The organism is Armatimonas sp. (assembly GCF_031410135.1).
Taxonomy (GTDB): domain Bacteria; phylum Armatimonadota; class Armatimonadia; order Armatimonadales; family Armatimonadaceae; genus Armatimonas.
In genome coordinates, this window is sequence record NZ_JANNYP010000348.1 from 1 (window position 1) to 9771 (window position 9771).

The 9771-nt window shown below is 56.3% G+C and carries 10 protein-coding genes and 1 pseudogene; 6 read left to right on the forward strand and 5 right to left on the reverse strand.

Annotated elements, in window-relative coordinates:
- The 3 genes from RMO15_RS12695 to RMO15_RS12705 all read left to right on the forward strand — a co-directional run.
- Positions 1 to 119, forward strand: a 119-nt coding sequence (locus RMO15_RS12695; protein WP_309712997.1) for a transposase, incomplete at its 5' end; no start/stop codon positions are given.
- A 9-nt stretch (positions 120 to 128) separates the two neighbouring features.
- Positions 129 to 881 (forward strand): hypothetical protein, encoded by a 753-nt coding sequence (locus RMO15_RS12700; RefSeq protein ID WP_309712970.1) that lies wholly within the window; start codon positions 129 to 131, stop codon positions 879 to 881.
- 531 nt (positions 882 to 1412) lie between these two features.
- On the forward strand, positions 1413 to 1979 hold the full coding sequence (locus RMO15_RS12705; RefSeq protein WP_309712973.1) for a hypothetical protein: 567 nt from the start codon (positions 1413 to 1415) through the stop codon (positions 1977 to 1979).
- 56 nt (positions 1980 to 2035) lie between these two features.
- Here the strand turns inward: RMO15_RS12705 and RMO15_RS12710 are convergent, their stop codons facing one another.
- The 5 genes from RMO15_RS12710 to rpmG form a co-directional block, all read right to left on the reverse strand.
- Positions 2036 to 5227: an SNF2-related protein gene (locus RMO15_RS12710; protein WP_309712975.1), complete on the reverse strand. Its 3192-nt coding sequence runs from the start codon at positions 5225 to 5227 to the stop codon at positions 2036 to 2038.
- Positions 5228 to 5251: 24 nt separating this feature from the next.
- The gene (locus RMO15_RS12715) at positions 5252 to 5956 is read right to left on the reverse strand and encodes an alpha/beta fold hydrolase (RefSeq protein ID WP_309712978.1); all 705 of its coding nucleotides are present in this window, start codon (positions 5954 to 5956) and stop codon (positions 5252 to 5254) included.
- Between the two features lie 152 nt (positions 5957 to 6108).
- On the reverse strand, positions 6109 to 7299 hold the full coding sequence (locus RMO15_RS12720; RefSeq protein ID WP_309712982.1) for an ATP-grasp domain-containing protein: 1191 nt from the start codon (positions 7297 to 7299) through the stop codon (positions 6109 to 6111).
- 101 nt (positions 7300 to 7400) lie between these two features.
- A complete protein-coding gene (locus RMO15_RS12725; RefSeq protein WP_309712985.1) occupies positions 7401 to 7649 on the reverse strand; it encodes a L28 family ribosomal protein in 249 nt (82 codons plus the stop codon).
- Positions 7649 to 7816, reverse strand: a complete 168-nt coding sequence (gene rpmG, locus RMO15_RS12730) for a 50S ribosomal protein L33 (RefSeq protein ID WP_309712987.1) — start codon at positions 7814 to 7816, stop codon at positions 7649 to 7651. The genes RMO15_RS12725 and rpmG overlap by 1 nt, the downstream gene beginning before the upstream one ends.
- Positions 7817 to 7900: 84 nt before the next feature.
- On the opposite strand from rpmG, the gene RMO15_RS12735 reads away from it, so the two are divergent.
- The 3 genes and pseudogenes from RMO15_RS12735 to RMO15_RS12745 all read left to right on the forward strand — a co-directional run.
- Positions 7901 to 8866 (forward strand): nitronate monooxygenase, encoded by a 966-nt coding sequence (locus tag RMO15_RS12735; RefSeq protein ID WP_309712989.1) that lies wholly within the window; start codon positions 7901 to 7903, stop codon positions 8864 to 8866.
- 12 nt (positions 8867 to 8878) lie between these two features.
- Positions 8879 to 9340: a hypothetical protein gene (locus RMO15_RS12740; protein WP_309712992.1), complete on the forward strand. Its 462-nt coding sequence runs from the start codon at positions 8879 to 8881 to the stop codon at positions 9338 to 9340.
- Between the two features lie 34 nt (positions 9341 to 9374).
- Positions 9375 to 9771 (forward strand): annotated as a pseudogene (locus RMO15_RS12745) (hypothetical protein); the annotation flags it as partial.

Here is a 9771-nt window from a genome sequence, read left to right on the forward strand (position 1 = left end):
GTGGTATGGTTGAGGGTTTGAACAACAAAGTCAAGGTCATAAAACGTTGTGCCTATGGGTTCGGCAACTTTGAACATTTTATGCTGCGCATCTTGATGGAATGTGATGGTTCTACCTGACCCCACTATTTGTCAAAGAGCCGTATTTATCAAGGTGATGTGCCTTATCAGCAGGGGCAGAATACTAAAATAGTGGGGTTGAGGATTCTTGAAAATGTTGATAGGATATTAAATAAGAATGGATATGGCCACTGTCCAAAGTTTTTGAGGCAGTGGTTGACTGCGGAAGCAATTTGCGCATGGGTTATAGGTGAATTCGATGACGATCCAAATCTGGCACGTGAAACAGACTTTAAAAAATGGTGGGCCGCCATTCAACCTGATGCTGTATTATCACAATCTACTCCAAAAGCAATATGCAGTAGTGCTGCTAATCTTACTAAGTTTATAACAAAATCTTTAAACAAAGAAGTAGGTATAGATTGCCATTATGTAAGTGGATTTGCACGGGACTTTGATACGGGTTCTGTTCCCGATAATTCTAACCATTCCTGGGTATGTTTTGATTTTGATGGTGGTATTCAAGTGCCAGCTGATACTGTTTCGCATGGCGATCCAAAAGCAACTAGAAGAAAATGGAAGGGTAAGCACTTAGGAAGTGTCGTGTTGACGCTTACTAGAGAAAGTTGGGAGGCGTTCCTGTCATATCACTGGGGTGTAGTGACATGCGAAGATGGGAAATGGGAAAAATTCCCCGTGGATAAAAAAGATGCATTTTCAAATTTAAATAAGTCCGAATGGGCGAATTTACAATTACCGCTCCCATCTTATCTACAATTATTAAATAAATGCCACTCTTCTCCATTTGGCTTACCTCGATAACAGGTGCAAATGCCCCATATCTCCAGTCTGTAAAAAAACACCGAGATCGTTTCAACGTAAGTAGTCGAGAATTTATGGCAAAATCCCTAACACGAAGAATCTCCTGGGGGGAATCATAGGTATCGGCTACACCGGAAGCACTCTATAAGAAAGACTGTTGAAATTTTATGCCCACTCGATCCTGTCCTGATCGTACACAAAACATCTATTGCCTGGGGGCATCCGAGGCTCTGCTGGAGCATAAGGAGATTCATCTGGGAACATTGGAATCCCATCTGGGCAGAGCATCATAAGATCTGGGAAGGCTGGTTGCACATCTGGACGGGGTGGTGATAGACTAGGAGGTGTCGGTTCCTGGCTAGGAAAGCAAGGAGCTAGACTAGTACCTAGTGTTCTTTGTGAAAGGATAGCAACGATGTCTACTTCAACTCTGGACTATGTCCCCCACGTAAAAAATGCAATCGCACACTGGCAACAGGTAGAAGCAAAAACAAATAAAGCGCTTCTACTGAAAGATAAGACCAATCTGAGTTGAAAGATAAGACCAATCTGAGTGCCATGGCGGAGCTTCGGGATCGCTTGATCGCCGTTCATAGCGACAATCTCACCGAGGCGAACAACCTGCAACGGGCACAGGAGACACGCGACGCGGCGCTGAAGACGCTGCACCCGCTGGTTAAGCAAGCACGGACGAGCCTGAAGGGGCTGGTGGAGGATGTCCCCGGAGCCAAGGCGCTCCCCGCGCTCCTGCCCGCCAACTCCGAGCCGCAGAAGTACCTCCAAGCCGCCAACGATATTGCAGAGGTCTGGGCAAAAGTCAATGCGAGTGACGCGGAGCCTGTCACCATCCCGATCCTCGTGGGGCAGGAGACCGTGCAGGTAACGCAGGCCGCGTTTGTTGCCGCCGTGGTTGCTTTCTCTAGCGCCGTGGACACCCTGATGACGGCCCGGAGCGCCGAGGCACTAGGGCGCAAGACCCGCGATAGCCTCCATAAAATTGCCAAGGCCAAGCTCATCGCCTACCCCGCTGCCGCAAAAGCACGCCTCGCCGACGGCGACCCGCTACGCGCCACCATCCCGACCTTTAGCAATGGTTAAACCCTCTTCGCTTGCCGGAGAGGGGCGCCGTCTCAGCGGCGGGGAGAGGTAGAAACCTATGAGAACAGCGCCGAGATGTCGTCGCGGGTGAGGGACTTGAAGAGGCTCTGCTCGGTCTGGATGATCGAGTCCACGAGAGCCTTTTTCTTCTCCTGTAGCAGAACTATTTTCTCCTCCACAGTGTCGCGGGCGAGGAACTTGTAGACGAAGACGGGCTTGGTCTGGCCGATTCGGTGTGTGCGATCTGATGCCTGTTGCTCGACGGCGGGGTTCCACCAGGGGTCAATGTGGATGACGTAGTCCGCCGCCGTGAGGTTGAGTCCCACGCCACCCGCTTTGAGAGAGATGAGGAAGAACGGAATGTTCTCGTCGGCCTGGAACTGATCCACGCGGCCCTGGCGGTCTTTGGTGCGGCCATCTAAATAGAGATAGGGGACTTGTTTGGCGTCCAGCTCGTTTTTGAGTAGCCCTAGCATCTGCGTGAACTGCGAGAAGATCAGCGCCTTGTGGCCTTCCGCACGGAGCGTCTCCATTGTCTCTAGAATCGCCTCCAGCTTCGCCGAGCCGACCTTGGTCGTAGGCTCCATCAGCCGCGGGTCGCAGCAGATCTGGCGCAGACGCAGCAGGCCCTCCAGCACGCGCAGCTGGGCATTCGAGGAACCCGTCTCGTCCATAATTCCAAGAATCTGAGCACGGTACTTGTCGCGAGTCTGCTCGTAGAGCTTGCGCTGAGGGGCTTCTAGCTCCACGGTGATAATGCGCTCTGTGCGCGGCGGCAGATCTGTAGCGACCTGTGCTTTGGTGCGGCGCAAGAGAAACGGACGCGTTAGAGCCCGGAGCGCCGAGGCCGCGTTTTCGTCCTTGCCTCGCTCAATTGGGGCCAGAAAGTTCTCCTTAAAGACTTCGATTCCGCCGAGCAGGCCTGGATTCAGAAACGCAAACTGGCTCCAGAGTTCGGCGGTGCCATTCTCGATCGGTGTGCCCGTCAGGGTCAGGCGGTGCTCCGCTTTGAGCAGGCGCGCGGCGCGGCTGGTCTGGGCCATAGGGTTCTTGATCGCCTGGGCTTCATCCAATATTGCGTAGAAGAACGGGTACTTGCTGAGCTTCTCGATATCACGCAGGAGAATCCCATAGGTGGTAATGATTAAGTCGTTGCCATCGAAGGCCTTGGTGTCCTCGACGCGGGTGCTGTCATCGTAGCGGTGTAGCTTCAGGCCCGGCGCGAACTTTTCCGCCTCCCGCTCCCAGTTAAAGACCAGCGAGCGTGGCACTACCAGCAGGCTGGCTTTCTTGCTCTGGCCCTGCACGGAGAGAAGGAGAGCCAGCGCCGCGAGAGTCTTTCCCGTTCCCATGTCATCGGCGAGGCAGCCACCAAAGCCACTGCTTTTCAGAAAGTGCAGCCAGTCGTAGCCCGCTTTCTGGTAGGGGCGCAGAACACCATCGAGAGAAGCGGGCAGGGGAGTCTCGTCCACTTTCTCAAACTGCCGCAACTTTTTCTTCTTGCGCTCAAACTCTTCGTCTGCCTGCGCGTCGCCGTCGCTATCGGTGATGGCTTGCTCGAAGAGTAGCGCATGCAGGGGCGAGAGACGCAGGGCATCGGTGTCTTTGGGCTCGCCTGCCAGCGCAAAGACATGTCGGAACCGCTCGATCCAGTCATCAGGGATCATCCCCACGGAGCCGTCGGCAAGCTTGACGTAGCGCTCTTTTTTCTTAATCGCCCGGCGCAGCTCTTTGAGGCTGGCATGCGTGTCCCCAAACTCAACCAGGCCCTCAACATCGAACCAGTCAATTCCGCTGGTGACATTAAAAGAGAGAGTTGGCTTGTTACGGTTGACCTTAATGCTACTGAGCGCCTCCTCGCCAAAGATCGCAAAGCTTTCCTCGACGAGGCGTGGCAGGTGGTGGAGCAAAAAGTCTACGGGAGTCAGGCGGGCACGGAGTGTAAACTCGCCCGCTTCGTTGCCGCGCTTGAGGCCGTGCGTGAGCAGTGCATCGTAGGCCGTGATCTCCGCGCTCGTATCCCGGTAGACACGGTCTAAAAGTCCCGTTGTCTCGTTGTACTGGAGCATGGTCGGGGACGACTCTTTGCGCCAGGCAAGCTCTGTCTCCCCGTAGCCAAAGCGAAGCTGGGCGACCAGCTCTTTTTCATGCTCGCTCAGATAGAGGCGGCACTGCGGAGCCACCCCTCGTACCTCCTCGCCAAAGAGCCCCTCGCCGGTTAAAGGCAGGCGCTCTGCGGCACGCGGGAGGTACTCGCTACGGAAGTAGGGAACCTCCTCGGCGGGAATCACGACCGGCTCGCTCTCCAAGAGTGTCACCAGCGACTTGGGAACGGAGCCAAAGCCCACCAGCTGGCCGTCCAGCTTGAGCCAGAGAGGATCTTTTAGCACCATCTCGGGGCGCTTGACGGTTAGTGGCTCACCCTCGATCAGTAGGCGAGGTCCGAGGGTCATGCCGCCATCAGGGTTGTTGCTTAGATGGAGGGCCACACTGCCTGCCTCGGGCTTGACCGTGACATGGTGTTGGAAGGGAAGTGCATCGGTGCCAGTGAAGACAAGCGCCTCGCCCAAAAGTGCGAGAAGAGAGTGTAGCTGGGAAGACTCCGCGCTGTAGTAGTTGTAGTAAGAGGACTGCGTGGTGGCCAGGCGAACGGCGAGCTTGAGCTCCTGTGAGGCGCTTTCGAGCTGCTCACTATCCACATTACGCATGCGCCAGTTACGCCCGCCTTCATCTTTAAGCTGCTTGGCGAGCGCGGCATGATCCGAGTGGTCGAGGATACCTCCGAGCGCACTCTGCGGAATCGCATAGGGAATAAGCTGCCAATTTCGGTAGGAGGGCTGGAGCGAGAACGCGAGCAGACGAGGAGGTCGCTTGGCCTTGGCCGCCGTGGCATCGCTTCCCAAGACGCTCTGGAGGCGTGTCTCCCAGGTCTGCGGCGGATTGGACGTTAAGTACTGCTCCAGCCCCATCGCCGCCGTGGCAATGTGCAGACAGGGGCGCTCTCCGGTAAACAGGGGACAGGTACAGTCGCAGGAAATACTCCCTTCTTCAAGAATTTCCAGGCGCACCCGTGCTTTATCGTGTGGCCCCGCCTCCACGAGCATCGTTGCTTCAGTGGGAGAGCTCTCCTCAACCTGGCACCGGCCACGCCAGAGTAAGTTGCGGGCCTTGTCTAGGATAGTTCGGTCAGTAGCTTCTGCAATTTTAGCGCGACGAAGAAGAGTCGCAGTCAGGAGGGGGCGGCGCATGCAACCTGCATTATATCGTGTTCGTTAAAAGTATGTTCGAGCCATCTGTTGCCACCACGGCCAGTCGTGACCCGTACCATTGTCCCAGACATCTAGCTGGTGAGGAATCGAGCGAGCACGGAGCACTCCACTGAGGCGCTCGTTGTCGTTGCGGCAGATGTCATTCTCCCCCGTTGCCAGTATCAGGGTTAGCTGCTGGTAGCGTTCCCAGTACCAACCGTCATCGTCTTGGGGGATATACATCAGGGGCTGATGGAAGTAAAAGTCCTCGCCCCGGTAGTCGCCCACAAAGCTGGTCATGTCGTAGGCACCGCCCATGCTCACGCAGTGGCTTACCACATCCGGGTGGCGTAGGGCAAAGTTGACGGCGTGGTAGCCTCCAAATGAGCAGCCCGTCACGGCAATACGCCCGTTGCCGCCCGTCATTAGGGGCAGTACTTCATGAAGGAGATACGCCTCGTACTCATTGTGGCGGCGAATCTTATCCCAGGGCGCGGCTTGCTTGTTGTACCAGCTCTGGGCATCCACACTGTCCACGCAGTAGAGGTGCAAGTAGCCCGCCTCAATCTTAGCGGAGAGAGCACTGACCATGCCCCGGTCCTCGTACTCGTAGTACTTGCCCAGTGAGGTAGGAAAGACCAAGACAGGCATTCCGGCGTGACCAAACTCCAGAAGCTCCATCGTACGGTTCAGGCGCGGACTGTGCCAGCTATGAAAAACTCGGTTCATCTTTTATCTCTCCGCCCCCTCGAAGGGGGCGTCTGGTGGCATCGTTCCTCTGCCGTAAAGCTCGTGCCGGGCTGGTGATGAATTCGGTAGCCCGGCACGGGCTTTCCAGCGCGAAGCGCTACCCGCCGCCGCCTTTCAGGCGGCGGTCAATCTTAATCGGTGTGCTTTTCTTTGGGGGGCAGGCTGTGGAAGAAGTCCGTGTAGAAGCGCTCCGTGTAGTTGCTCAGAAGCTCACAGACACGCTCGTACTTATCGGAGGCGACAATCACCCCGGCGTGGTTCTTCTTTTCTAGTTTCCACCAGACGTCAGGATCGCTGTAGCCCGAAAGGTCGGGTGTTTCTTGCTTGGCGAGCGAGACTAGGAGCCCCGCATAGCGCTTGTGCGATGGCTCCGGGGTGTAACTCTCGCGCACCTCCAGCTTGGCCCACTCTGCCCACAGATTTAGCCCGGAGGCCGCCTCGATCATCTCGGCGATATGGGCTCCCCCGACACGGGCACTGGTCTCTAAAAAGTAGAACTGACCATCAGCGGCGCTCTGGATGTACTCCGTGTGAGAGACACCGCGCACCAGCCCGAGAGTTTTTAAGACCGTGGCATTGAGTTTTTGTAGCGCTTTCTCCTCGGCTGAGCCATAGACGACGTTTTGGGTGCAGAAGACGCGGCCCTCGTGGCTCACTTCCAGCGGCGGACGGGCGTAGCGGCTAACGAGCGCCCAGAGGACTTTGGAGCTGTCCACGATAGAGTCTACGTGCCAGATCGTGCCAGGGAGAAACTCTTCGAGCAAGTAGTAGGACTGCCTATCCCCCAGTGTTTCGAGAAGTGGCCAGAGCTCAGCCTCACTCTCGACCTTCTTGATCCCAATCGCCCCGGCCTGCGTGCGTGGCTTGAGGACATAGGGCGGCGGGACTTCGGCCATAAACGCCCGGATCTCGTCGTAGTTTAGTACTCCGACAAAGCGTGGGATGGGCAGGCCACCGTCACGGGCTTTGGAGCGCATGGCTAACTTATCGCGAAAGTAGCGCGCCGTGGTGTCGCCCATGCCCCCAATCCGAAGATGCTCGCGCAGAAGCGCAGCTTTCTCCACATCGAAATCATCAAGCGGGACGATCTTATCTATCTTGACCGTCCGCGCCAGAAAGCTGACGGCGTGCACCATGTCTGTGAGATTCCACTCTTTGTCCACATCGGGCATGAAGTAGATATCGTCCAGGCACTCGCGCGGCCAGTCCGCATTTTCTAGGCTCTGGGAGGTGAGCAGAAGTGTCCTGCAACCCTCTGCCTTACACTGGCGCAGAAACGCTTGGCCTTTTTCAAAGCTAGCAATGGCAAGAATTGTTTTCATTTGGCGCATTCTACCTGATCCCACCCGTTAGAGGGGCGGGACAAAAAAACAGCCCCCGCCCGTTAGAGGGGCGGGGGCTGTTTTAAAGAAACGCTGGTTGCTTACACACCCTTGGGTAGGGGAGCCTGGCCTGCCAGGATCGCCTTAAACTTGCGGCTTGTAAGCATGCGCGCTGCCACTTTGATCTTCTTGGTGCCGCCGCCGGGAATCGGGACGGAGACTGTCTGAAGGTTTACACCAAAGACACGGCAGGTCTTGGGCGCGCGGTGAGCCCACTGACCGGAGTGGACGTGACGGGTGTTGCGGCCCGCTTGCTGCTTGCGGCCACTGATGGCGCAGACTTTAGCCATTACTTTGTCTCCTTGAAGGTCGTGTGCTTGCGCAGGACAGGATCGTACTTTTTCAGCTCGATCCGGTTGGGGTCATTACGCTTGTTTTTAACGGTGACGTAGGTTGCACCGCTCTCCGTGGAACGGAGGGTGACGATGATGCGGTTTTCTGAACTTTTTTTTGCCATGGGAATACGTTTGCGCTCCTAGGATGCCAAGGGAGAAGTATACCGGGTGAAATGGATCTTCGCAAGAGCAGGTACACTTTTAGTGTGAAAAATCGTTTTTGTGAGCACTTTGGTCTGACCTCTCCTGTGGTTCAGGCTCCTATTGGCAGTGCCTCTTGCCCTGAGCTGGTAGCTGCCGTGAGCAATGCTGGAGGTCTCGGAATGCTCTCAGGAACCTGGCGAGAGCCGGAGGCGCTACGGGAGCTGATTCGGCAGACACAGCGGCTTACCAAGCGGCCTTTTGGGGTGAACTTGGTTCTCGCGTGGGACATGACCGAGCGCGTGGCGATTTGCCGGGAAGAGGGCGTAGAGATTGTCTCGTTTTTCTGGGGTGACCCCGCGCCTCATATTCCTGGTCTACACGCCGCGGGAGTCCGCGTCTTTCATACTGTTGGCAGCGCGGATGAGGCCCGAAAAGCTGCCGATGTTGGCGTGGATGTGGTGGTCGCGCAGGGCTGGGAGGCAGGTGGGCATGTCTGGGGAAAAGTCACGACGCTCGCTTTAGTCCCACGGGTCGTGGATGCCGTCCCCGAACTTCCCGTACTGGCCGCGGGAGGAATCGCGGATGGACGAGGGATTGCCGCAGTGCTTGCCTTGGGAGCCGAGGCAGCCTGGATGGGGACACGGTTTCTGCTGACCAAGGAAGCCCAGGTGCACGTGCGCTATCAGCAGTGCCTCCAAGAAGCCACCGAGGCCGATACGCTCTATACCGAAAGATTCTCGGGTGGCTGGTCCAACGCCCCCCACCGCGTCCTAAATCGCCCCACAGACTGGGAGCAGGCCGAGGACACAATCGCGCACTACAGTGATGGCGAGGCGATTGGTCGGCTCTCGTCGAACCTGCCTGCGCCGGGAGTTACCGGCAACATAGATGCGATGTGCCTCTATGCGGGCCAGAGCGTGGGGCTAAGCCGAGAAATTCTGCCCGCCGCCCAGCTTGTTGCTCAGCTCACCGAAGAAACCCGCACGGCGGTCTGCAACCTTTGGAGTCGTCAGGGTACAATAGCGTAGGAGTTTTTCAGAATGGCACGACTATCACCGTGGGTTTTTGCGGGTATTGGCTGTCTAGGTGTGGTGGCTTTAGGCGTGGTGTCTATAGGCGGCATTGGCCTGATGGTTGCCAAAAACATGAAAGAGGAAATGGCCAAGCCGATTGATAAAGCTGCCGTCTTGCACGACCTCAACGTACCCATCCATCCCAAGGCAACCCTTGACGAGACCACGACTAGCTCCCTGCGTGCGGGAATGTCCTCGATGGCCCGGATGACAAACCTTAAGATGGCAGCGGCGGCCTTTCAGCTTGGTGCACCTGCGGATGAGGTGCTCTCTTGGTATGAGAAAGAGCTGGAAAAGCTGGGCTACCAGAAAAAATCTGCGGATAAAGAGCAGTCGCTGCGCTATGAGCAGAAAGACAGCACGATTTTAATCAGCGTCACGAAGTCAGGCTCACTGACCATCACGCGCATGAAAACGCCGGGTAAGTAGTTTATTGTTTACTTTGTTTTAAGGAGTCGTCATTATGAGTTTTGATCTAGGAAAAGACACACCGTTTAACCCGCCGCCGCCGCCCAAGCGCCGGATGTCGCCGTGGGCGATTACGGGCATTGGCTGTCTCGTGCTTTTGGTGGGGGGAGCGGTTGGGATTGGGGTGCTGGTCTCGAAGGCTACCAATGCGATGAAAGAGGAGATGAAAAAGCCCATCAACAAAGAGCAAGCGTTGGCGGATCTTGAAGATACTCCGATCTATTCAAAGGCGCAGTTTGATGAGATGGGAACCCGAATGGGCCGCGCAGGGATGAGCCTTGGGCGACAGTTTATCCCGGCGGAGAAAACGGCGATCGTGGGATTCCGAACCGAAGATGCGTCTAAGACGGTCTATGCCTGGTACGATGAGAAAATGGCGGCAATTGGCTTTC

Bases quoted from the DNA above. Each gene is read 5' to 3' on its own strand.
- RMO15_RS12720 (WP_309712982.1), bottom strand. From the start codon at position 7,299: ATGAAAACAATTCTTGCCATTGCTAGCTTTGAAAAAGGCCAAGCGTTT.
- RMO15_RS12710 (WP_309712975.1), bottom strand. From the start codon at position 5,227: ATGCGCCGCCCCCTCCTGACTGCGACTCTTCTTCGTCGCGCTAAAATT.
- rpmG (WP_309712987.1), bottom strand. From the start codon at position 7,816: ATGGCAAAAAAAAGTTCAGAAAACCGCATCATCGTCACCCTCCGTTCC.
- RMO15_RS12715 (WP_309712978.1), bottom strand. From the start codon at position 5,956: ATGAACCGAGTTTTTCATAGCTGGCACAGTCCGCGCCTGAACCGTACG.
- RMO15_RS12725 (WP_309712985.1), bottom strand. From the start codon at position 7,649: ATGGCTAAAGTCTGCGCCATCAGTGGCCGCAAGCAGCAAGCGGGCCGC.
- RMO15_RS12740 (WP_309712992.1), top strand. From the start codon at position 8,879: ATGGCACGACTATCACCGTGGGTTTTTGCGGGTATTGGCTGTCTAGGT.